This window comes from Dactylosporangium sp. McL0621 (assembly GCF_049995355.1).
Classification (GTDB): Bacteria; Actinomycetota; Actinomycetes; order Mycobacteriales; family Micromonosporaceae; genus Dactylosporangium.
Genome location: NZ_CP188259.1, coordinates 7557621 through 7579162, shown reverse-complemented (window position 1 = coordinate 7579162; position 21542 = coordinate 7557621). Strand labels below are relative to the sequence as shown.

The 21542-nt window shown below is 68.6% G+C and carries 20 protein-coding genes and 3 pseudogenes; 13 read left to right on the top strand and 10 right to left on the bottom strand.

What is annotated here, in order from left to right; translation table 11 throughout:
* Positions 1-173: 173 nt before the first annotated feature.
* Entirely contained in the window at positions 174-1097 is a 924-nt protein-coding gene (locus ACPPVO_RS35740; protein WP_426502961.1) for a LysR family transcriptional regulator, read from the top strand.
* Between the two features lie 394 nt (positions 1098-1491).
* Here ACPPVO_RS35740 and ACPPVO_RS35735 read toward each other — a convergent pair whose 3' ends face one another.
* Positions 1492-3528, bottom strand: a complete 2037-nt coding sequence (locus ACPPVO_RS35735) for an MMPL family transporter (protein WP_426514757.1) — start codon at positions 3526-3528, stop codon at positions 1492-1494.
* 450 nt (positions 3529-3978) lie between these two features.
* Here ACPPVO_RS35735 and ACPPVO_RS35730 point away from each other — a divergent pair, with 450 nt between their 5' ends.
* The gene (locus ACPPVO_RS35730; RefSeq protein WP_426502960.1) at positions 3979-4158 is read left to right on the top strand and encodes a transposase; all 180 of its coding nucleotides are present in this window, start codon (positions 3979-3981) and stop codon (positions 4156-4158) included.
* On the opposite strand, the gene ACPPVO_RS35725 is transcribed toward ACPPVO_RS35730, so the two are convergent.
* Positions 4098-4658, bottom strand: a complete 561-nt coding sequence (locus ACPPVO_RS35725) for a transposase (protein ID WP_426502958.1) — start codon at positions 4656-4658, stop codon at positions 4098-4100. The two genes, ACPPVO_RS35730 and ACPPVO_RS35725, sit on opposite strands and share 61 nt — an antisense overlap.
* A 40-nt stretch (positions 4659-4698) precedes the next feature.
* On the opposite strand from ACPPVO_RS35725, the gene ACPPVO_RS35720 reads away from it, so the two are divergent.
* The 6 genes from ACPPVO_RS35720 to ACPPVO_RS35695 all read left to right on the top strand — a co-directional run bounded on the left by ACPPVO_RS35720 (position 4699) and on the right by ACPPVO_RS35695 (position 8072).
* Positions 4699-5670 (top strand): 5,10-methylenetetrahydrofolate reductase, encoded by a 972-nt coding sequence (locus ACPPVO_RS35720; protein ID WP_426502957.1) that lies wholly within the window; start codon positions 4699-4701, stop codon positions 5668-5670.
* A 225-nt stretch (positions 5671-5895) separates the two neighbouring features.
* Positions 5896-6162, top strand: coding sequence for a transposase (locus ACPPVO_RS35715; protein WP_426502956.1), 267 nt, complete (start codon positions 5896-5898; stop codon positions 6160-6162).
* The gene (locus tag ACPPVO_RS35710; RefSeq protein ID WP_426502954.1) at positions 6128-6763 is read left to right on the top strand and encodes a transposase; all 636 of its coding nucleotides are present in this window, start codon (positions 6128-6130) and stop codon (positions 6761-6763) included. Before ACPPVO_RS35715 ends, ACPPVO_RS35710 begins: the two co-directional genes overlap by 35 nt.
* Entirely contained in the window at positions 6744-7016 is a 273-nt protein-coding gene (locus ACPPVO_RS35705; protein WP_426502953.1) for a hypothetical protein, read from the top strand. The genes ACPPVO_RS35710 and ACPPVO_RS35705 overlap by 20 nt, the downstream gene beginning before the upstream one ends.
* Positions 7017-7232: 216 nt before the next feature.
* Positions 7233-7754, top strand: coding sequence for a hypothetical protein (locus tag ACPPVO_RS35700; protein WP_426502952.1), 522 nt, complete (start codon positions 7233-7235; stop codon positions 7752-7754).
* 99 nt (positions 7755-7853) lie between these two features.
* Positions 7854-8072: a fascin domain-containing protein gene (locus tag ACPPVO_RS35695; protein ID WP_426502951.1), complete on the top strand. Its 219-nt coding sequence runs from the start codon at positions 7854-7856 to the stop codon at positions 8070-8072.
* Positions 8073-8184: 112 nt separating this feature from the next.
* On the opposite strand, the gene ACPPVO_RS35690 is transcribed toward ACPPVO_RS35695, so the two are convergent.
* Positions 8185-8481 carry a hypothetical protein gene (locus tag ACPPVO_RS35690; protein ID WP_426502950.1) on the bottom strand — a complete coding sequence of 99 codons (297 nt, stop codon included), beginning with the start codon at positions 8479-8481 and terminating at the stop codon, positions 8185-8187.
* Between the two features lie 414 nt (positions 8482-8895).
* Between ACPPVO_RS35690 and ACPPVO_RS35685 the strand changes: the two genes are divergently transcribed.
* Together ACPPVO_RS35685 and ACPPVO_RS35680 are read left to right on the top strand one after the other, a co-directional pair.
* Complete coding sequence (locus ACPPVO_RS35685) at positions 8896-10626, top strand: amidohydrolase (RefSeq protein WP_426502949.1); 1731 nt, start codon at positions 8896-8898, stop codon at positions 10624-10626.
* Positions 10627-10676: 50 nt separating this feature from the next.
* On the top strand, positions 10677-11702 hold the full coding sequence (locus tag ACPPVO_RS35680) for a carboxymuconolactone decarboxylase family protein (protein ID WP_426502948.1): 1026 nt from the start codon (positions 10677-10679) through the stop codon (positions 11700-11702).
* Between the two features lie 52 nt (positions 11703-11754).
* On the opposite strand, the gene ACPPVO_RS35675 is transcribed toward ACPPVO_RS35680, so the two are convergent.
* Positions 11755-11973 (bottom strand): hypothetical protein, encoded by a 219-nt coding sequence (locus ACPPVO_RS35675; protein WP_426502947.1) that lies wholly within the window; start codon positions 11971-11973, stop codon positions 11755-11757.
* Between the two features lie 305 nt (positions 11974-12278).
* Entirely contained in the window at positions 12279-12488 is a 210-nt protein-coding gene (locus ACPPVO_RS35670; RefSeq protein ID WP_426502946.1) for a hypothetical protein, read from the bottom strand.
* 1025 nt (positions 12489-13513) lie between these two features.
* On the opposite strand from ACPPVO_RS35670, the gene ACPPVO_RS35665 reads away from it, so the two are divergent.
* Positions 13514-14227, top strand: a complete 714-nt coding sequence (locus tag ACPPVO_RS35665) for an IS6 family transposase (protein ID WP_426502945.1) — start codon at positions 13514-13516, stop codon at positions 14225-14227.
* Between the two features lie 3 nt (positions 14228-14230).
* Positions 14231-14548: pseudogene (locus tag ACPPVO_RS35660) on the top strand (GAF domain-containing protein); the annotation flags it as partial.
* Positions 14549-14647: 99 nt separating this feature from the next.
* Here ACPPVO_RS35660 and ACPPVO_RS35655 read toward each other — a convergent pair.
* From ACPPVO_RS35655 to ACPPVO_RS35645, 3 genes and pseudogenes are all read right to left on the bottom strand, one after another.
* Positions 14648-14794: pseudogene (locus tag ACPPVO_RS35655) on the bottom strand (SAM-dependent methyltransferase); the annotation flags it as partial.
* Between the two features lie 17 nt (positions 14795-14811).
* Positions 14812-15864: a hypothetical protein gene (locus ACPPVO_RS35650; protein WP_426502944.1), complete on the bottom strand. Its 1053-nt coding sequence runs from the start codon at positions 15862-15864 to the stop codon at positions 14812-14814.
* A gap of 110 nt (positions 15865-15974) precedes the next feature.
* A complete protein-coding gene (locus tag ACPPVO_RS35645; protein WP_426502781.1) occupies positions 15975-17063 on the bottom strand; it encodes an IS110 family transposase in 1089 nt (362 codons plus the stop codon).
* A gap of 387 nt (positions 17064-17450) precedes the next feature.
* Here ACPPVO_RS35645 and ACPPVO_RS35640 point away from each other — a divergent pair.
* Positions 17451-18087 (top strand): annotated as a pseudogene (locus tag ACPPVO_RS35640) (IS6 family transposase).
* 206 nt (positions 18088-18293) lie between these two features.
* On the opposite strand, the gene ACPPVO_RS35635 reads toward ACPPVO_RS35640, so the two are convergent.
* A complete protein-coding gene (locus tag ACPPVO_RS35635) occupies positions 18294-19847 on the bottom strand; it encodes a tyrosine-type recombinase/integrase (protein ID WP_426502943.1) in 1554 nt (517 codons plus the stop codon).
* Positions 19848-19938: 91 nt separating this feature from the next.
* The gene (locus tag ACPPVO_RS35630; protein WP_426502942.1) at positions 19939-21306 is read right to left on the bottom strand and encodes a PEP-utilizing enzyme; all 1368 of its coding nucleotides are present in this window, start codon (positions 21304-21306) and stop codon (positions 19939-19941) included.
* Positions 21307-21542: the final 236 nt, after the last annotated feature.

Genomic DNA, 21542 nt, shown 5'->3' with positions numbered 1-21542 from the left:
TGCTGCGCCGCGTGTAGCGGCCGCCTTGCCGGCGCGGTGGTTTTCGTGTGATTGACCTGACCTGGCATCTATTCCTCCCAGTCGGTATCTCAATGCTGTGTCACAGCCAAGCCTGGGACTGCCCGCGTGATTCGTCCAATACATAGTTGAACCACAAACTATGATTGGGGCTTATGGATCTGCGTCAGTTGGAGTACTTCGTCCGCGTCGCCGAAGAAGCCAACTTCACGCGGGCGGCTGCGAAGGCGCACGCCACCCAGCCCGCGGTCAGCGCTCAGATCCGCAGCCTGGAACGGGAACTCGGCGAGGTTCTGTTCAACCGGACCAAACGCAACGTCCGGCTGACCGACGCCGGTGTGGCCCTGCTGCCCTATGCCCGGGCAGCCCTCGGCGCGGTGGCCGACGCCCGGCTGGCCATCGACGAAATTCGGGGACTCCTTCGCGGCCGGATCAGCGTGGGGATCATGGCGCCGTTGCCATCGATTGACATCGCCGGCCTGCTGTCCACCTTCCATGAGAACCATCCGGCCGTGCAGATCACGCTGACCGAGGCCACCTCCACGCAACTGTTGGACTTCCTGCACACCGGGTACGTCGACGCCGCGATCGTCGGACTTCCGGACACCACGCTTCGTGGCATCGATGCCAGGGTGATCCACACCGAGTCGTTGGTCGTCGTCACCAGCCGCACCGATCCCCTTGCCGGCCGCACAAACATCCATCTCGACGCGCTGCGGGACCGGCCACTCATCAGCCTGCCCAAAGGCTCCGGGCTGCGGGCGTTTCTGCAGGCCGCGTGTGACCAGGCCGGCTTCGAGCCTGTCTTCGCGTTCGAGGCCACCGATCCTTACCTGCTCGTCCAACTCGCGGCCCGTGGCCTCGGCGTCTGCGTTCTGCCCGAGTCCATCGCCAAGACCTACGCAGATCAGCTGCACGTCATGACGATCACGCGTCCTCGCCTGCGCGGGCAGATCGCGTTCGCGTGGAAGTCGGCCGGACCGCACAACGCGGCCGCACGCCAGTTCATCCGCCACGCCCACCGCACATTCACGACGACAAAGCCGCAAGCCGGCACGGATGATGCTGGCCAGGCGTAAAGCTGGTCCCAGGACGTCGCGAGCAAATCCCGTCGACCCCACGTACGGCCGCCAGCCAGACGTGCTCGGGACCTGCCAGTATTGCCACCGCCGGCTCCGGCTGGGCCAACTGTGGGCTGGGGTCGCCAGGTGGATCTGCGTGGGACGGCCACGCTCGCGCGGCTCGGCGTGGGCCCCGGCGACAACACATGCCTACGACAGGGGCGGTAAGTCATACCAGGCCGGGCGACCGAGGAGTGCCCGGCTGGGGACGATCAAAAGGTAACGGGCGGCACGCACCGCGGGCGGTCCGTGATCGCGCGATCGCGGACCGCCCGGCAGACGCCTCGACGCGTGCTCATCGGCCCCGCCCAAGTCGCCATGGAGCGCGTCGCCGGCCCGTGCCCTGGACCCGTCAGGTGGCGGTGTCGCCGACGAGCACGAGTTCGGGAGCGGCCTTTTCGTCGGTGTCGGTGCCTTCGACGTTGAGCCGGGGGAGAATGCGGCCGAGCGCAGCCGGCATGGCCCAGGTGACCCGGCCGAGCAGCAGCATGACGGCCGGCATGATGAGCGTGCGCACGATCAGGGCATCGATGAGCACGGCGCTGGCCAGGCCGAGTCCGAAGAGCTTGACGACTTGGTTGTCACCCAGCATGAAGGCCGCGAAGACGCAGATCATGATCGTGGCCGCGGCGGTGATGATGCGACCGGTCTGGGCCAGGCCTCCAGTGACTGCGGCGGCGTTGTCGCGGGTGCGTTGCCAGATCTCGTGCATGCGGGCGACGAGGAAGACCTCGTAGTCCATGGAGAGGCCGAAGAGGATGGCGAAGATGATCACTGGTATGAACGGCTCCACGGGTCCGGTTGAATCCAGTCCGATCAGATTCTTGCCCCAGCCCTTCTCGAAGACGGCGGTGACTACGCCGAAGGCGGCGACGACGGAGAGGAGGTTCATGACGGCCGCCAGCAGGGGCACGAGCAGGCTCCGGAAGACAGCGGCGAGGAGGATGAACGACAGCGCGATGACCAGGCCGATGAACAGCGCCAGGTGACGGGAGATCGTGTGGGAAAAGTCCTCCTGGACTGCGGTCACGCCGCCGATGCGCACAGTCAGGGCGGTGCCGGTGACGGCGTCGGGGACGACCTGGTCGCGCAGCCGTTTGACCAGGTCGGAGGTCGCTTTGTCCTGGGGTGCGCTGGTCGGGACGACCAGGGCGAGTTGGATGGCGTCCGCTGCGTCGCCGATGGTGGTCGGGGGGCTGACCCGGGCCACTCCTGGCGTGTGGGCGAGGTCGGCCAGCACAGTCTGGAACTCGGCCTGTGCCGCTGTGTCGGCGTGGTCGGCCACGACGACGAGCGGCCCGTTGAAGCCGGGGCCGAAGCCCTCGGCGAGCAGGTCATAGGCGCGACGGCTGGTGTTGGCGGTCGGCTCGTTGCCGGCGTCCGAGAAGCCCAGGCGCAGAGAGAGGAACGGCAGGGCGAGGGCGACGATGACCACCAGCCCGACGATCGCATGCAAGGCAGGATGGCGTCGCAGTCTCGCAGCCCATCCGACCCACATGCCCGAGCCGGTGGCGTCGAGGTCGTCCCCGGCCGGCCGCCGACGTGTACGGCGCCCGAGGACGCGGGACCCGAAGAGACTCAGCAGTGCCGGCTGCAGTGTGAGTGCGGCGGCGACGGTGGTGACCACGGCGATGCTGGCTCCGACCGCAACTCCGTTGAACACCGCCAGCCCGATGGCGAACATCCCGAGCAGGGCGATGCACACGGTGATGCCGGCGAAGAGAACGGCGCGGCCGGAGGTGTTGACCGCCGTGACGGTGGCTGTCTCGGGGCTGTCACCCTTCAGCAGGCCGGATCGGTAGCGGCTGACGATGAACATGGCATAGTCGACTCCGACGCCCAGGCCGATGAGGCTGGCGAGTTGGGTGGTGAAGGTCGGCATCGCCATCGAGTTGGAAAGGATGTCGATGATCCCGAGGCTGGTGCCGACGGACACGATTGCGGTGGCCAGCGGCAGTCCCATGGCAACCAGCGACCCGAAGGCCAGGAACAGCACGATCGCCGCCGCGATCAGGCCGAAGCCGACGCCGCCGAGGCTGGGTGGTGTCTGCGCGGAGATCGCTTGCCCACCGAGTTCGATCTGCAGGCCGTCGCCCTCATGGGCGCGGGCCGTGTCGACCACACGGTCGACGGCGTCGCTCGGCAGGTCGTCGGCCAGCTGGTCGAACTGGATGGTCGCGTAGCCGATCTTGCCGCTCGTCGCGATCTGGCCGCGGGCCTCGGGGGCGAACGGCGAGGTTACGGCCGCGACGTGCGGTAGATGCTCCACGGATTGGACCGTCTGGTCGATCCGTGCCCGGCTGGCGGGCTCGGACAGTGAGCCGGACGTGACGGCGAAGACGATGCGGGAGGTGTCGCCCGCGGCCGTGGGAGAGGCGGCCTCGAGCATCTGCTGGACCCGGGTGCTGTCAGTGCCGGGCGGCTGGAAGTTGTCGTTGTAGTCGGTGCCAGTGGCCATGTCGACGACGCGGACGCCGATGAGGGCGACCAGCCACAGCGCCAGCACGACCCAGCGATGCCGGAACGACCATCGGGCGAGAGCTTGCATGGGGCAGAAGATCCTTTCAGGTTGGCGCACGGCGGTCACGGTTGCCCGACCCGTCCACGGGACGACTCAGGCCAGCAATGCACGCCCTCGGGCGATGAGAGTGGTGAGGATCCGCTCGGTGACGGCGACTACATGCCCTACCGCCTCCGATTAACCTGAACATTGGCGTTCTGGTTCGAACCGTAGCGCTAACCCGAACATCGTTGTTCTACTTATCTAGGTGATATGGCGAGGCTCACAGCGGACATGCTCGACGAGATGATCGGGCAGTAGGGGCTGCCGGCGCTGCCGGTGACCTCCGACTCCGGCTACGGCAACGCCACCCTGTTCCGGCACGGACTCACCGAGCGTGGGCTGCGCTACGTAGTCCAGGTCGACACGACCTGTGGGGCCCGCAAATCCCGTTCGGGCTATGCGGCCCGTGAGGGGACTGAGTCGAAAATGAACCTCAATGGATGGGGTCGAGGGTGACTTGGTAGCCGAGTTGGTTGAGCTGGCCGATGAGTCGCTTGGGCGTGTCGGACGGGGTCGGTGCGGGTGAGGTAGTAGGCGGCGCCGAGGTCGTGGTAGTCGGTGTTGTTGGTGATCATGTGCCAGGTTGCGATGAGGATGCTGTGGCCGACGGCGACGACGGCGCGTTTGGTGCCGCGTCGGCTGGCGATGCGGCGGTAGCGGGCTTGGAGGTAGGTGTCTTTGCTGCGGCCGGCTGAGGCGGCGGCTTCACCGAGGGCGCCGCGGAGCCAGGAGTTGCCTTTGCGGGTGGCGCCGCTGTGGTGTTTCCCAGCTGATTCGTGGTTGCCTGGACACATCCCGGCCCAGGACGCGAGGTGTCCTGCGGTCGGGAATCGGGTCATGTCGGCGCCGGTCTCCGCGATGATGACCTGGGCGGTGCGGACACTGACACCTGGGACGGTGTCGAGCCGTTCGATGATGTGCTGAAACGGCGGCGAGAGACGCCAGACCAGCGGCACGAGAGTTCGCGGGCGTGGCGCGTCGGTACTGTGTCTTCTCATGACCTCGGTAGATGACTTCGCCGACGGATTCCCTCCATCGTCGTCCGGTCGGCATTCGTTGCCTGAACTGCTGGCCAGTGCGAGTGCTGAGGTCCTCCTGCTCGGGCTCACGCCGCCCCGCAGGAGTGTCTCGCCAGCCGAAGCGGCGCAGATCGCCAACGTCACGGTTGCCCGACTGGGCGGCCTGGACTTGGACGGACTGGTGCTGTACGACATCGACGACGAAAGCGATCGCAATCCCGAGCAGCGGCCGTTTCCGTACCTGCCCACCATGGACCCCGTCGTGTTTCACGCCGAGTACCTGTCTGCGTGGCGCGGTCCGGTCGTCGTGTACCGCTGCGTCGGCAAGTACACCGAGGCCGAACTGTCCGAGTGGCTTCACACCGTGGATACCGATCGGGTGCTCAGCGTGTTCGTCGGATCCTCGTCCTCCCGGAAACCGGCACACACTCGACTGGACCGGGCACACGCGCTGCGCGACCAGCTACGGCCGAACCTGCCACTCGGCGGTGTCACCATCACCGAGCGGTACACCCGGCACGGCGACGAGCACCTGCGGATGTTGACCAAACAGGAACGCGGCTGCTCATTCTTCATCTCGCAGGTCGTCTACAACGTAGACGCCACCAAGAGCCTGCTCTCGGACTACTTCTACGCCTGCGCCGACCGTGCGCTGCAACCCCGTCCAGTCATCTTCACCCTGTCCGTCTGTGGTTCGTTGAAGACCCTGGCGTTCGTCAAATGGCTTGGAGTCGACGTACCGCGATGGCTAGAGAACTCCCTGCAGCGGTCACGCGACCCGTTGACTGACTCTTACCTGCAATGTCTTGCCAACGCCCGCGAGTTGATCGATTTCTGCCGGAACCTCCGACTGCCCTTCGGCTTCAATGTCGAAAGCGTCTCGATCCGAAAAGTCGAGATCGAAGCATCCGTTCTGCTCGCTAAGGAACTGCGAACCATGCTCCGCTAGCCGAGCCACGGGTTCAACTTGGCGCCCACCGAAGGGTGGAACTCCCATCGGTAGTTGACCACGCGCGCATGCTGCTGCGCGGTGCAGTCGATCAATACTTGTCGGTCGGCGTGTCGCGGCGATCTAGACCACAAGTTCAAGGAGCATCGGCGGTTGCCTATGAATCCCTAAAGAGAGTCACCGCCGATGCTCCGGGTGCATACCCTACCGGGGTCGCTGAGCCGCGTGCTGGATCTGTTCCGCTCGTGCTTCAACGCCCCTACCTTCGCCACGTTCGTGACCCTGCTGGCCGGGATGGTCGTCCGGCCGGCGCACCGCACCGTGTGCGGCATGCTGGCCGGCGCCGGCCTTTCCGGGGTATGGCATCACAGCCGGGCGCACCGGTTCTTCGCCGCCGCTCGCTGGCGTCCCGACACCGTCGGCCTTGCAGTGTTGCGGTTGATCGTCGGCTCACCTCGTGCCGATCGGAGCACCACTGCTGGTCGCTGTTGACGACACCATGTTCCGCCGTACCGGCCGCAAGGTGTACGCGGCGCACTGGGGCTACGACGGGTCGCTGAAGGTGTTCAAGGGCAACCAGAAACTGTCACGGGGAAACACGTTCGTCGTCGCCGCGGTGGTCGTCATGCTGCCGTTCCTGGGCCGGCCGGTCGCGCTGCCCGTGCTGACCCGGCTATGGCGCAAGGGCGGTCCTGCCAAGACGGTGCTCGCTCGCGAGCTGGTCGAGGTGATCGCCACCCACAGCCGCGGTCGCACCGTGCATGTGGTCGCCGACGGCGCCTACCTGTGCACTGAACTACGCCGGCTCCCGCCCCACGTGACGCTCACCGGGCCGCTGCGCAGCAACGCCAGCCTCTGGCACACCCACCCCGATCTCGATCACCCGCCCCGGCTACGTGGACGCGGCGACCCCGGACCTACGCCGCGCGGATCGGCACCCCCGCGGACCTGGCGCCACGACACCTTCCACCTCTGTCACGGTCACCCGCTACGGACGCACCACCACTATCCGGGTTCACCAGGTGCGGTGCCTGTGGCGCGGCGTGTTCGGCGCCCGCCCGGTCCGTGTCCTGGTGCTCGTCGAACCCCGTAAACCCAACCTCGCGCTGGTCACCACCGACCTGACAACCCCAGTCGCCACCATCGTGGAACGCTACGCAGGCCGCTGGGCCATCGAGGTGGCGTTCGAAGACGCCAAGCAGACCACCGGTGTCGGCGAGGCCCGCAACCGTACCCGCAGGGCTGTCGAACGCACTGTGCCGTTTGGCCTCTACACCCAGAGCATCGTGGATCATCCGGTACCACCTCGCCGGTCACCACCCCAGCGTCGTGCGCGACCGCCGTGACCGCGCACCTGGTACGTCACCAAACGACACCCGTCCTACCTGGACATGATCGCCAAGCTCCGGCGGGTCCTGATCGCCGCCCAATATCAACGCGAAGTACCTGACCAGCCGACCCACGAGGAAATCCGCGCCGTGCAGCTGGCCTGGGCACAGGCAGCCGCGTAACCGCGAAACACGAGCGATAGCTTGCTCGGCCGGGAGGCGTACGAGACGGCCTTGGCCGACCCCGACTCGCTCGCCGGACATCCGGCCGTGCAGGCCCTCGCCGTCGGCCCGCCCGCCGGGCCGCCGGGCTGCCCGGATCTCGGCGGTATCGTCGAGAGCGCCTTCGACCAGATGCTGGAGGCGCTCGACCAGGCGGAAGCCGAGGCGATCGAGTTCCCCGAGACGCCGCTCGAGGTCTCGGGGGTGCCGGCCCCGCCGGACTTTTGGTCGCCGGAGGGCGAGGTTGTCGGGTACGTCGCCCACCAACTGGCTGACCTTCTGATAGCGGATGGAAGCGTTGAGGAGGCCGTCGGCTTACTTGAGCAGCACGCCACCGGCGGCGATTGGCTCGCAGGCCGCCAACTTGCCCGTCTACTTGAGGAGCAGGGGCGCGATTATGAACTCCGACAGCGCGCTGAGTCGGGGGGTCTGCTGCGCCGAATCGATCACCTTGCTTCGGTTGCATGCCGACCGAGGGCATTGGCAGGCAGCGCGTCGGCTCGCAGAGCTGCTCGTAGAGCAGGGCCGAGTTGATGAAGCGATCACGTTGCTTCGCCAGCGAGCCGACCATGGTGACGCATACGCGGGAGACCAGCTGACCCTCCTTTGAAAGAGCAGGGTCGCATCGAAGAGTTGAAATCAGAAGTGGCCGCCGCCGCCCTGATCGCCAACCGCACCGCGTTCGGCCAGTGGGAGACCTTCAAGCTCATCCGCAACTCGAATGGGACCGTGAGCCTGCAGGCCGCGGCGAACAACCAGTACGTGTGCGCGGAGAACGCGGGCGCGGCCGCGCTGATCGCCAACCGCACGACGATTGGCCAGTGGGAGCAGTTCGACCTGATCGCCGCCTGAACGCACTGGCCGCGCGGGCCTCTTGATCGTCACAGATCAGAGGCCCGCGCGGCCCGTTCACGTCTTGATCAAGTCAACCCGCGGGATTCGCGCCACTTCGGTGTACGCGGGTTCAGACCCAGTCTGTTAGGCCGAAGGCGTGACTGTAGGCGTCCCCTGTCGAGTTCACCGGGCTGCTCTCGGCGACGGTTGATGAGAAGCACACCTCCCACGAGTCTGCCTCAACCCCGAGCAATGGGCAGGCCCACGTGTTCAGCTGCACGTGTGAGGAGTTCATGAGGTCCATGTGCGCTGTCAGGGAGAAGGTGCTGGATCGGTTGTTGCGCACGATCACCGCCGCCTGTACGGCGCCCTTACCGGGCGACCTGATCGCGCAGACCTGCGCGAGCAGGTCGAGTTGGATCGTCACAGTGCCGGCGCAGTGCCACGTGCTGGTGCTGGAGGTGATCGGGTTGAGGTTGCCGTTAATTTAAAAACGCCAGGTGCCGCTCGGTGCGTTTGCGGCGGCGGCGGGGCCGGCGGTTGCCAGGCCCAACCCGAGCACGGCAATGACGGCGGCTGCCAATCCCGCGACCATCCGTGCAAGTCGTACGTTCATCCTCCTCTGGACCTTCCTTGATTAACTCGGTCGGGCATGTTCGAGTTCGACGGTACGCTAAACGTGAACATATGCGTACGAATTAGTGACCTGTACTACACGGTGGGCCCGACAGGGGGGGCCGCTCCCGGAAGGGTGCTAGCTTGCTAACCCGTACACGAATGTTCGGGTTATTCGCTCCGCGGGCAAACGCCCGGCAAGCCGCCACCTCTCAACGGAGATCGCGTGAACGCCACGATACTGACCAACGCAAACGTCATCACGTGCGACGCCCGGGGGACCCTGACGCGGGCGGTGGCGATCGACGCCGGTCGCGTGGTCGCCGTCGGCGACGAGGAAAGCGTGCTGTCCCAAGCGGGCGCCGATGCCCACCGGGTGGATCTGGGCGGCGCCACCGTGCTGCCGGGGTTCGTCGACACGCATCCGCATCTGATGCATTTCGGTGTACTGGCCGAGCCGCTCGTCGACCTGTCCGATGCCGTCTCGCACGCCGACATCGTCGATCGCATCGCCCGCCGCGCCCGGGACACGGAACCCGGTGAGTGGATCATGACGACTCCGGTGGGCGAGGCGCACTACTTCATCCGCCGCTCCTACCGGGACCTGGCCGAAGGTGAGCTTCCCGATCGCGCCGTGCTGGACCGCGCCGCACCCGACCATCCCGTGTTCATCCAGGCGTGGGCACCGGTCACGCCGAACGTCTGCGCCATGAACAGCCGCGCCCTGCGGGAACTGGGCATCGACCGCACGCTGCCGGACGTCGTGGACAACGTCTGGATCGAAAAGGACGCGGCGGGCGAACCCACCGGCCGTCTGTCCGGGTCCGTCACCAACTACTACACCGACAGCCCGTTCATGAATCGGCTGCTGCGGCAGTTGCCCCTGCTGGAACCCACCGCCATATTCTCCGGCACCGAACGCGCGATGCGCGCCGCCAACGCCATGGGCGTCACCACCGTCTACGAGGGACACCTCATGGTGTTCGAGCTCGTCGAGGCATACCGTCTGCTGCGCGCCGACAACCGGCTGACGCTGCGCGTGCTGTGTTCTCCCGAGGCGGAGCCGTTCGGCATCCCCTGGGCCGGGCAACCCCTTGAGATGCGGGACTACCTGCACCAGCTATCCCGTGCCCGCGACCTGGTGGACCGCACCGACGATCTGTTCCGCGTCGACGGCGTCACCGTTTCCCGTTATGGTCCGTGCAGCCCCGGGTTCACCCTGATGCGGGAGCCCTACCTGGGCCCGTACGGCGAACCCACCACCGGCCGGTCGTTTGTCAGCCCGGAGAAGATCCAGCAGGCGATCGCCTTCTGCCACCGGGCCGGACTGCGTTTGAACATCGTCACTGCCGGCCTCGCGGAACTCGACACCCATCTCGACCAGCTCGAGTCACTGGGCCGGGCACCGCTGGCGGCCGACGGGCGGGCGTGGCTGGTGCAGAACCTCTACTTCGCCGAACCCGACCAGGTCGGACGCCTGGCCGCCCTCGGTATGGGCGTCACCACCACCATGTCGTTCTCCTGGGGCAAGGGGGAGCTGGTCCGCGAACGCCTCGGAGAGCACCTGCTGCCCGACTTCATCCCGCTCGCCCGGCTGCTCGACGCCGGCCTGCACGTCGGCTGCGGCACCGACTGGGGGCCGAAGAACGTCTTCGAGCACATCGCGCTGGCCGTCGAGCCGCACTATGCGGCCAGCGGCCGCAGGGCCGCCACCCCCGGCATCAGCCGCCGGCAGGCGCTTTCCATGTGGACCCGCGAGGCCGCCCACGTGCTGCGGTGGGAAGGCATCGGTTCGCTGGAACCCGGCCACCACGCCGACCTCGTCGTCGTCGACCGTGACCCGCTGAACTGCCCCATCGACGAAATCGCCAGCACCAGGATCATCGCCACGATGCTCGGCGGAAAGACCGTCGCCGGCACCGATCTCGTCGGCGACGTTGTGTCGTGTCCGAGTTGACGCCGGAACCCAGAACATGAACAGCGCTGTTCGGAGAAGGAGTTTTCGCCATGTCATTCCGTCACGTCGTACCCATACCAAGGAGATCGGCGATCGGTCGCGTCGCAGAGGTGTACGCCCAGTCGTCCGCCGACTTCGGCCAGGTCGCCTTCATGATGTTGTCGCCCGCACCGGACATCCACGCCGCGACCTGGGCGGTGCTACGGGAATCGGAGCTGGTGGGGCAGGCGTCCCGGACCGACAAGGAAGTCGTCACCGTCGCGGTATCGCAGGCCAACGAGTGCCGGTTCTGCATCGACGCGCACACGATCATGATTCACGCCACCGGTGAGCACCGGCTCGCAGAGGATCTTCTGCACGGGCGGCCGCTCGCCGAACCTCGGTACGACAGGCTCGTCGCCTGGGCGAAAGCCACCCGGACTCCGGGCGCGGAGCAGCTGCGGGAACCACCGTTTCCGGCGGAGGTTGCCGCGGAGTTCATCGGTACGGCACTGTCGACCCACTTCACCAACCGCATGTTCTCCTGCCTCACCGACGAACGGCTGATACCGGGCAACCTGCAGCGTTCGTCATCGGTACGCCGGGTGGGAGGCATGACCTATGCCCGCACGATTCGCCGTGAGCTCGCGCCGGGCGAGAGCCTCGCTCTCCTGAGCGACATCCCGCGAGGGCCCGTGCCGCACTGGACGGGGGACACGCCCATCGGGATCGCGCTTGCCGCGCTGCGAGGCGCGGCGGCCGCGGGCGGGGAACTGTTGAGCGAATCCGGTCGCGAACTTCTGCGCACCGCGATCGCCGACTGGGACGGCGCACGCCCGTCCGCCGCCTGGCTCGATCAGCGGCTGGCGAGCGTTCACGCAGCCGATCGGCCCTCGACCAGCCTGGCCCTCCTCGCCGCGCTCTCACCGCACGAGATCACCGACGCGCGCGTCGCCGCGTGGCGGGCCACCGGCCACGACGCCGACGCCGATCTGGTGCGGCTGCTTAGCTTCGGCGCCGTCACTGCCGTCGATCGGATCGAGGAGGCGATCACCGGCGACCATCGCCCTCACCAGTTCGACATGACGTCGTCCTGAACGCGGGCGCGGCACCCCGCCCGATCCCCGGAACCCCGGGACAGCCGCGCGACTAGACTCGCGGTAGTTTGTTGACTTCATGGTGGATGGTCTGGCCGTACGGCGGTGAGGTGAGCACCAGGCTGACCCGGCCGTGCAGCTCCAGCGGGATTCCGTGGGGGAGTGTGGTGGCGTCGCCGCACATGATCCGGCCGTGCCCGGTGCCGCCCTGGCGGCGGGCGAGCTCGATGTTGGCGCGGGCCAGGGCGGCCCAGCCGGGTTCGTATTCCATGCCGAGGGCGTCGCGGCCGGCGTGGATGGCCTCGACCAGTGTGGTGCCGGTCCCGGCGAGGGGTCGAAGACGAGGTCGCCGGGCTGGGTGTAGTCGCGGATCAGGGCGGCGGCGAGGTCCGGTGCCATCCGGGCCGGGTGCGCCCCGGACCCGGCGACGAACCGGCCGTGGCGCTGCCGGGCCGGGCCGGGCTGCGCTGCCCGACGAGGATTACCGACAACAACGGCGCCGGCGGCGTGTCGCCGCAACCGTGCGACACACCGGCACCGATTACGGCGGGGCCGGCGACATGCGGATCGGTGTGCTCAGCCACGGCCGCCGCCCCGAACGACGAACACGAACAGGTCCAGGTGGACCGTGAGGTGGGCGGCGGCACGCAGCATCCCGGGGTCGGCCGGCCGGGCCCGCCAGGTGATCTGCTGCCCGACGATCGGCGCGGTGATCGCGACGATGTGCTGCAGCCAGCCCAGACCGGCGTGCTGCGCCGCCGGGATCAACGCGCTGCTGTGCTGCACGAACGTCTGGTTCGGCCAGGGCGACGATGGTGCAGCCACCCGGTCCCATGAGCCGCCGGCAGGCACCGAACATCGCGATCAGGCTGTCGCCGTGCATTCCGTCCGGGCGGTCGGCCGGGGGCCAGGGCAGCACGATCAACGCGACGGTGCCGGCGGCGGGCTCGAGGTCGGCGAGCCGGTCCGGGTGCGGCACGCTGCGGTAGACGCGGCCGCCGGCGCCGGCCGCGCCGGCCAGCGCCGGGTCGTCGCCGATCGACACGATGCTGTCGCCGGGACGGGTGTGGACGCCGACCAGCAGCGCGGCCATCCGCGGGCTCAGCGCGTCGGCACGCCGGTGGCCCCAGCCCGCGTCGACGTCGGCGACCCGCCACACCGCGATCGGCACCGGCGGGTCACCGGGGACGATGTCGATGTCCCCGCTCGCGATCAGTTCAGATAGCGCCAGCGGGTCATCCGCGCCGTCCGGGCCGTACGGTTCCGGACCGTGCGGGTCAGGGTCGTGCGGCGTGGCGGGGTGGTGCGGGGCATTCGGGTCAGGACCTACGTGGTCGTGGTCAGGGCGGTCATCATGCTCGGTCGTGGGCGGGTACGGCTCCCGCGCCTGGCGGCTCGTGTTCACGCCCACCCATGGCCCAACCAGACCGATGCCCGCAGCGGTCGTCCGGAAAGGCCACCCAACTGGTGCCCAACCAGCCCCAAGGCGCCCGGCCGCGTGGGTTCCCCACCCAACCTGGTTGGGTGCGATCGGCGGCTTTACCCAACCAGTTGGGTGCCCAACCAGCGCCAAGCACGCCGCGGCGCTCCAGCCGGCCCCGGTGCAGATGCGTCGGGCCAGGTCGTCGTAGCCGGACTCGCGGCGACCCGATCGACGGCGCGGATACCCGGCGCGACCGACATGCGCCTGCTGGTGCAGCCAGGCAGGGAGCCGGTGAGTGCGGCCCGGCACTCAGCCCGCCGGGCTGGTCATTGTGCGACGCCGGCTTCGTTGCATTCGCCGTTCGGCATGATCGAGGCAGGCTTGAGCAGTGAAGTCTCCATGCCGTCGGTGGTCTCCGCCGCAGTCAGCGTTCGCTGCGTTCCGGTTCCCGCCGGACGTCATCGTGGTCGCGGTCCGGCTGTACCTGCGGTACGGGCTCTCCTACCGCGACGTCGAGGAGCTGCTGCTTGAGCGCGGTGTCGAGGTCGACCACGTCACAATCTTCCGGTGGGTACAACGATTCACGCCGCTGCTCGCTGACGTCGCCGGATTCTGCCGGCATTCGCCTGGTGACAGGTGGTTCGTCGACGAGACCTATGTCAAGGTCGGTGGCGTCTGGCGGTACGTATATCGGGCCGTGGATCAGCATGGCCAAATCATCGACGTCCTCGTCTCCACCCGCCGGGACGCTGCCGCGGCGCGCCGGTTCTTCGACCTGGCGCTGGCCACATTGAAGGTGACACCCGCCGAGGTCGTCACCGACGCGGCACCGGTGTATCCGGGCGTCCTCGACGAGCTGATCCCGTCGGCGTGGCACCACGTCGAACGCCATGCCAACAACCGGGTCGAAGCCGACCACAGTCAACTGAAACACCGGCTCAGACCGATGCGCGGACTGCGCACCGACCGGACCGCGCAGACGATCATCGCCGGACATGCCTTCATGCAGAACCTCCGCCGTGGCCACTACGAACTCGGCCACGACGCCCCACCCGGGCTTCGCGTCGCTGCGGCGTTCGCCGAGCTCGCCACCGCTATCTGACGACTGGCCACACACTCGCCCAAACGCGCCCTCCGATCGGCAAACGCAACAGCGCCCCGACGGCGATGCGATGCGCTATGCCGCCACCGCCGGCAACCTCAGCAAGGCGCTCGGCACCGGATCCAGATCGTCGGGTCGCTCAGCGGCACGGTCGTGGCCACCGGGCAGCCGGCGCACTGCACCGACACCCGCACCGACCCGCGGGTCAACCGCGATGCGTGCGAACGGCTGCTGGGGATCGGGTCGATGCCGATCGCCCCGCTGTTCGCCGGCGACGCCATCATCGGCGCGCTGAAGATCTCCGCCATGCGGGCGGGTGCGTTCGACGACACCGACGAACGGCAGCTCGGGCTGCTCGCCGACAGTCTCAGCTCCGCCCTGCGCCACGCCGCCGATGTGCAGCGGCGCGGTCGCGGCGTTGGGGTTGACCTTCAGACCCGCCTCGGCCGCGGCGCGGTCGACGGCGAAGTTGTCCTTGCCGCCGAGCATGTAGTCATAGACCCGCGCGGGGTGCGGTCGTTCGGTGTCGAAGGGTGCCGCCATCGATCCTCCTCTCGCGGGGTGCATCGGCGGACAACATAGCGTCAGCGGTACTCGGGCTCCTGCGCGAGCGTGAAGTCGCGGTGATTGTCCTTGTCGTAGCGGGTGAACGGCAGCGGCTTGCCGGTTTTGAGGTCGTACACCGAGCCGCTGGCCCGGAAGGTCACGCCGAGCTTGCGCAGCGAGTCGGGCACGTCGACGAACGTCGACCACGAGTGGTCGGTCCGCAAGACGAGGTCGCCGGGGATGGGGACGGTGGCCCCGGTGATCTTCAGGGAGGGGGCGAGCTTGAGCTCGTACCCGAAGTCGTGCGGCACGTCCAGATCGAAGTTCACGACGAGCCAGGCCCGGCCGTTCGGCGCCCAGCCGCGCTCCGCGATCCAGGGGCGCAGCGTGAACCAGATCGTGGCCTGCATCCAGTACGTCTCGTCGGCCTTGTTCAGCGACGGTACGTGAATGAGGTCCTCGAGCCGCACCTGGTTCTCCAGCAGCGGATAGCACAGCGGGATGTTGTCGCGGCGCTGGCCGGTCCGCAGCGTGATCGACTGGGTGCGGCCCTCGTCGGTGACGCTGAGCAGCGGGTCGGCGCCGACCGGGACGGCCACGACCACGACGTCGCCGCCGGTGGGCGCGTCCTTGATCGGCCGGGCGGCGCCGTTGACCACGACGGCCGCCTTCAGCGGGCCGTTCGGCTTCGCCGGGTTGGTCATCGTCCCGTGCTCGTTCATCCGGGTGAGCAGGAACTCGCGGCCGGCGCCGGGCAGCAGGACCTGGTTGATGTCCTCGGACGGGATGCCGTACGCCCGCTGCTGCTCCGGCGTGATCCGCTGCAGCACAGCGGTGGCGTCGATCCAGAACCCGAAGTGCGGCCCGGCGAGCGCCGCGCCGAGCGGCAGCTGCTTCGGGGTCACGCCGAGGACGCCGAACGTGTCGGCCCTGGTGCCGGACCCGACGGCGACGTAGTCCTCGGGCACGGTGAACGGCCCCGAGGCGGCCGCCGAGGACGACCCGGCCACGACCGCGGCCGAGCGCGAGGCCGGTCCGGCGCCGCACCCGGCGAGCGTGAGGACCAGCGCGACGGCGCAGAGTGTTCGCAACGCCCCTCCCCAGATGCGGCGAAACCACGAACATTGTGCCGTACCGATGGAACGGTCACAAAGGCAGCACCGTCATATAGCCCAGGAGGGTCCGATGCCCCTATGTTTTGTCAAGCGGTTCGTGGGGTTGAGCCTGCGGTGTTGAGCTGTTGGATCAGTTGATAGACCTCGCGGGCGATGTAGCGCTTGAGGCAGCGGATGGCTTCGCGGCGGGTGTGGCCTTGGGTGGTGCGTCGGTCGAGGTAGTCGCGGGTGCGTTGGTCGGTGTGGGCTCTGCTGAGCGCGATGCGGTAGAGGGCGGCGTTGGCGCGTCGGTCACCGCCGCGGTTGAGTCGCCGGCGGCGGGTTTTGCCGGAGGAGGCTTCGACGGGGCTGACGCCGCAGAGGGCGGCGAAGGAGGCTTCGGTGTGCATCCGGTCGGGGTTGTCGCCGGCGGTGACCAGGAGCGCGGAGGCGCTGTCGGGGCCGATGCCGTTGCGTTGCAGCAGTTGCGGGGCGTGGGTGTCGAGCACTGCGGTGATCTGTTGCTGGAGTTCGCGTTCCTCGGTGGTGAGGGTTTGGATGCGTCGGGCGAGGCGGCGCAGCGTGTATCGGGTGGCGGTGGCAACGTCGGTGGGGGTGGTGTCTGGTAGGTCCGCGCAGCGGCGGATCAGGGCGGTGTTGGTGCAGCCGGTGAGCTGGTCGCGCAGGGCCGGGTCGGCGTTGACGATGACGGCCTTGAGCTGGTTGATCGTCTGGGTGCGGGACTTCACCGCGGAAGCTCGGGCGAGGCGGAGCAGGCGCAGGATCTCGACCGGTCCGTCGGCGGTCTTGGCGGCGGTCGTGGCCCGTTGGGACAGCACGGCGTGCGCAGCGGCGACCGCGTCGACGGTGTCGGTCTTTCCGTGGCGGCGGCGGGCGGCGCGGTCAGGACGGTTGACCTCGATCACAGCGATGTGGTGGCGGCGCAGGAACCGGGTCAGTGCGGCGCCGTAGGAGCCGGTGCCTTCCACACCGGCGCGGTTCAGGATGCCGAAGCTGCGGGCCCAGGCCAGCAGCTGGCGGTAGCCGGTGGCGGTGGTCGGGAAGGCGGCGTCGCCGAGCTGGACGCCGAGCGTGGTGATGACCGCGGCGACGTGGATGTCTTTGTGCGTGTCGACGCCGAGGAGCACCTGGTTCCGGTCCGGATCGGGCTGCCCGGCGGGGCCTGCATGGGGCATCCTGGACATGGCGTGTTCGTCCTTCCGATGGCTCGTGGGCGGATAGCCATCGCCGGACCGGTGGGGCGGTCAGAACTGTGACGGTGCGCTTGTTCGCAGCAAGGCCCCTATCGGGACACGCTCTACCGGTCCGGTGACAGCATGCGCTCCCGCCACCGACGGTCGACAGATCGGACCAAAGGCATCGACCGAGCCAGTTGCGTTGCGGGTCAGACCGCGGCAGCCGGAGCACGGCTCCAGACTCTCAAAGCCGCAAACCGAGACTCACAGTTGCGTTGAGCGTGCCCTGGGCAGGCAGGCTTGCGCGGTGAAGGTCCCGAACCGCCGGCGTCCGTCCTTGCCACCACGGTCGGCGTTTGCCGGGTTCCGGTTCCGCCGGGCGTCATCGTGGTCGCCGTACGGCTGTACCTGCGCTACAGCCTGTCTTACCGCGATGTCGAAGAACTGCTGCTCGAGCGTGGCGTTGAGGTCGATCACGTCACCGTCTTCCGGTGGCTGCAACGGTTCACGCCGCTGCTCGCCGACGCGGCCCGGTGCTGTCGGCATTCGCCCGGCGGCAGGTGGTTCGTCGATGAGACATATGTCAAGGTCAGCGGTATCTGGCGGTACGTGTACCGCGCCGTCGACCAGCACGGCCAAGTCATCGACGTGCTCGTCTCGGCCCGCCGTGACGCCGTGGCGGCACGGCGGTTCTTCCGCCGGGCGATAACCATGTTGAAGGTGCGACCCGCCGAGGTGATCACCGACGCGGCGCCGGTGTACCCGGCGGTCCTCGAGGAACTGGTCCCCGGCGTGGCAACACGTCGAACGCCACGCCAACAACAGGGCGGAAGCAGACCACAGCCAGCTCAAGCACCGGCTCAGACCGATGCGCGGGCTACGCACCGACCGGACCGCGCAGACGATCATCACTGGCCACGCGTTCATGCAGAACCTCCGCCGCGGCCACTACGAACTCGGCGTCGACGTCCCACGCGGACTCCGCATCGCCGCGGCGTTCACCGAACTCGCCACCGCCATCTGAAGACCCGGCCGGCCCCCGCTTCAACACGCCCTCCGACCGGCAAATGCAACAGCGCCGTCCCGACGTGTTCCTGGCGTGATCGGATGCTCCGCACCTGTCGAGCACGACCGGCGCCGCAACGGCATACGGGCGTCATCATGGTCAAGGCGACGCGACGGCTGTCGCAGGAGATCGCGTGGACCTGCGGATACGCGCCGCGCTACGGATCAGAAGGTTAGGGGTTCGAGTCCCTTCGGGCGCGCAAGATCGCCAGAGGTCTGAACCGCGGAAACGCGGTTCAGGCCTCTCGCCGTTTCCGTCCCCTGTGGACGGTGGGTGTCACGTGGGTGTGCCGTGGGTGCCGGTGATTGCGCGGCCTGCTGGCCGCGTTTCGGCCTCCTGACCTGGGGCTTCGCCTTGTGCTCGGGTGTGGTGGGTGTCGGAGCACCTGTTTTGGGTCCGCGGTCGGGTCGGTTCCTTCGCGCCTTGGTTTTGATCTTCTTGCGGGTGCCTCGGGCGGCGGCGAGGACGAGCTGGGCGGTGTCGTCGGCGCAGCGGCGTTGGATCTGGGGTAGGACGCTGGTGTAGGTGTCGGCCGTGACGACGATGCTGGAGTGCCCGAGCAGGTCCTGCAGCGTCTTGAGGTCGGCGCCGGCCTCGTGGGCCAGGGACGCGGCGCCGTGGCGCAGGTCGTGCAGTCGAACGGGCGGGAGGCCGGTGCGTTCGATCAGTTTGCGGAAGCGGGTGGTGGCGTAGTTCGGGTTGATCGGCAGTCCGTCGCCGCGGACGAACACATACCCGGAGTCGACCCACGTGTGGCCGTCGGCGAGGGTGTCGCGGCACTGGTCCTGTTGCCGGCGGCGGTGAGCGCGCAGGATTCGGACGGTATGTTTGTCCAGGGCCACGGCGCGGCGGCCAGCGGGGGTCTTGGGGTCGTTCTCGACGACCTGATAACCGGCGGTGGTGCGGTTGCGTTCGATGGTCAGCACGGCCCGGTCGAGGTCGATGTCGGTCCACCGCAGTCCGCACAGCTCGCCGCGACGCAGCCCGCGCAGGCCGGCGAGCCACCAGAAGGCGAACATCGCGTCGTCGGTGACCGCGCCGAGGAACTCGGCGAGGTGGTCGGCGGTCCAGACGGCGACGGCGGGGTGGGCGCCGGTCTCTTTCCAGGAGGCGACACGGGCTTCGGTCCAGACCTTGGCGTGGGGTTGCTGGTAGCCCTTGATCTCGATGTGCCGGGCCGGATTGCAGTCCAGGACGCCTTCTTTGACGGCGAGGTTGAAAGCGGCGCGCAGGGTGGTCCGCAGGTGCTGCAACGCCGATGCCGACTGTGGTCGGCCTTTGCTGTTGGTGACGCCGCTGATCTTGTCGAAGACGGTGCGGAGCAGGCCGGCGTCGAGGTCGGCGAGGCGGTAGGCACCGAGGTGAGGGATGAGGACCTGGTCGACGTCGCGGGTGTAGTGGAAGCGGGTAGTCGCGCGGAGGTTGGTGCGGGTGTCGAGCCAGTGCCGCAGCCACCGTTGCACGGTCCAGCCCTGCGCGGTGCGGTCCGCGGCGGTGCCGGCCAGCCACGCGTCGCGGGCCTGCCGGGCGGCGGCCTGCGACGGGTAGCCACCGCGGCGGGCACGTTCGCGGCGGCCGAGGAGATTGGTGGCGGAGCAGTGGAAGTACCAGGAGCCGTGCCCGCGGTCGGTGAGCTGGGGGCATACCTGCTCGAGGCGCCGCCGGTTGTCGTCCCGGCAACCGCACCGCTTGAAGATCACACCGTTGGTCGACCGCATGGCTGGCACCTCTCTCCGGCTTTACCTGCGGTCAGCATGGGCGGCTCGGTGAGGGGCGGTCGTCACTCGGCAGGGTGACAGTCCTGTCGGGTCAAGCCAGGTGTTGTCCGTCTTGTTCGGGGTGGAGGATGACGACTCCGGCGGTGCCGTCGACGGTGACGAGACGGCCGGACGTGAGTCGGTGGGTTGCGTCGGCGGTGCCGACGACGGCGGGGATGCCGTATTCGCGGGCGATGAGTGAGGCGTGGGCGGCGAAGGTGCCACCGTCGGTGACCACGGCGGCGGCCCGGCCGAACAGTGGGGTCCAGGCCGGTGCGGTGGCTTTGGCGACGAGCACTGCACCGTCGGTGAAGGTGGCGAAGTCCTGTGGTCCCTGGACGATGTGGACGGGGCCGGTCGCGCGGCCGGCTGAGGCGGGGTGTCCGACGATGACTGCGTCGCCGGTGACTGGGGCGCCGCGGGCTTGTGCGACCGCGCGGGCGATGACGTCGCCGATCAGGCGCGGCGGCCGGCCGAGGGTGAGTGGGGCGGCGAGCCGTCGTTGTCGCTGCCACTGGTGGCGCCGCTCGGCGATCGTGGCGGTCAGGGACCGGTCCGGTTCGGTGAGCGCGGTGAGCAGTTCGTCGTGGGTGCAGAAGTACACGTCGTCCGGTTGGTCGATGACGGCAGCGTCGGCGAGGTGCCGGCCGAGGCGGTGTGTGCAGGTGCGCAGGGCCGGCCAGGCGAGGGTGAGTTCGCGGGCCTGGGTCTCCCGGATCTCGGCGTAGCGCTGGTTGACCCGCAGCAGTTGCTGGAACTGCGCGGCGAGCTCGGGCCGGTCAGCGAGGGCGGCCGTGCAGCGCTGCTCTGCCGCCTCGCGGAGCGCGGCGATGCCGGCGTGCCGGTCGCTGCCGCTGGCGGTGGCTGCTGGCAGTTCGCCGGCGAGCGGGTGGTACCAGTCGATGCTGTGCACTGCATACGGGGCCGGGGTGTACCGGGTGCCTGGGAGGCCGCGCAGCAGCACCTGGGCGCCGCCGTCGGCGTCCGGCAGCGCTTCGGTCAGATGCTGGCGGGCGAAGCGGGTCAGGCAGGCCTCCATCTTCCAGGCCGATCCGCCGACGATGGCCAGGAACCACAGAGCGATGCCCGCCTCGCAGCCGAGCTCGTCGACCAGCGCCACGAGACGGCGGCGGTCGGCGGTTTCGGCTTGCGTCTCGGCAGTGGCGGCGAGGGCCCGGTACCGGGGCAGTTGTTCGTCGCGCCAGGCCAGGTACAGCCCGGCCAGGACGGCGCGGTCGGCGGCGGCCGGGTCACGGCCGACTCGGACCAGCGCGTTGTACAGCGTCCGCACCGCGCGGGCGCGGCCGTGCCACAGCACCCGGGCGAGCAGCCTCGGGGACGGGATCGGGGTGGCGTTGAAATACCAGCCGTTGACCAGCGCGTACCGGAACGGCACCCGCAGCCCGATGCTGGCGTGCATGCCGTCGAGGTAACCCGATTCCAGGGCGGGCAGCAGCCAACTGCCGAACAGCGGGGTGACCGCTTCGGGGAGCCATTCGCCGAGCCGGAAGTTGCGCATCCACAACCCGGGCCCGGGCGGTGTCCACGCCACGGTCTGCGGCAGGGAGGTCATCGGCCGGGCCTGCAGCAGCCACAGCCGCCTTTGCTGGTCGATGGCCCATTCGATGTCCTGGGGCCGGCCGTACCGCTCGGCGA

Bases quoted from the DNA above. Each gene is read 5' to 3' on its own strand.
- ACPPVO_RS35720 (WP_426502957.1), top strand. From the start codon at position 4,699: ATGACCTCGGTAGATGACTTCGCCGACGGATTCCCTCCATCGTCGTCC.
- ACPPVO_RS35675 (WP_426502947.1), bottom strand. From the start codon at position 11,973: ATGGAATACGAACCCGGCTGGGCCGCCCTGGCCCGCGCCAACATCGAG.
- ACPPVO_RS35735 (WP_426514757.1), bottom strand. From the start codon at position 3,528: ATGCTCGAGGCCGCCTCTCCCACGGCCGCGGGCGACACCTCCCGCATC.
- ACPPVO_RS35740 (WP_426502961.1), top strand. From the start codon at position 174: ATGGATCTGCGTCAGTTGGAGTACTTCGTCCGCGTCGCCGAAGAAGCC.
- ACPPVO_RS35645 (WP_426502781.1), bottom strand. From the start codon at position 17,063: ATGCCCCATGCAGGCCCCGCCGGGCAGCCCGATCCGGACCGGAACCAG.
- ACPPVO_RS35680 (WP_426502948.1), top strand. From the start codon at position 10,677: ATGTCATTCCGTCACGTCGTACCCATACCAAGGAGATCGGCGATCGGT.
- ACPPVO_RS35630 (WP_426502942.1), bottom strand. From the start codon at position 21,306: ATGCACGCCAGCATCGGGCTGCGGGTGCCGTTCCGGTACGCGCTGGTC.
- ACPPVO_RS35635 (WP_426502943.1), bottom strand. From the start codon at position 19,847: ATGCGGTCGACCAACGGTGTGATCTTCAAGCGGTGCGGTTGCCGGGAC.